The sequence below is a fragment of the Microvirga sp. Mcv34 genome (assembly GCF_024519725.1).
Taxonomy (GTDB): Bacteria; Pseudomonadota; Alphaproteobacteria; order Rhizobiales; family Beijerinckiaceae; genus Microvirga.
On sequence record NZ_JALJRK010000291.1, the window covers coordinates 1 to 406 of the forward strand.

Sequence of the window (406 nt, forward strand, 5' to 3'; positions counted from 1 at the left end):
TTATCCTGCAACTCACGGGTCATGCGCGGACTGCCGTAGGTGCCGTTCGAACGGGCAAAGGCCGAGCGGATATGGGCCGAGAGGACCAGATCCTTGCGCTGGCGCGGACTGGCCGGACGGGATCTCCAGGCGAAGTAGCCGCTCTGGCTCACTTCGAGAACCTGGCACAGACGGGTGACGGGGAAGCTCTCTTTCGCCGCATCGATGAACTGAAACTTCATCGACTTCCCTCCTTGGCGAAAAAAGCCGTGGCCCGTTTGAGGATCTCCCGCTCCTGACGCAGGATCTCGTTCTCGCGCCGCAGCCGCTTCAGCTCGGCCGCCATGTCCTCCTGGCGGTCGTCGGGAGGATCATCGATCTCACGCTCGCGACGGCGGTCGAGCCAGTGCCGCAGGGTCGACAGGCC

The 406-nt window shown here is 64.0% G+C and carries 1 pseudogene; it reads right to left on the minus strand.

The features are described from left to right. Positions 1 to 406: pseudogene (locus tag OC446_RS30660) on the minus strand (IS3 family transposase); the annotation flags it as partial.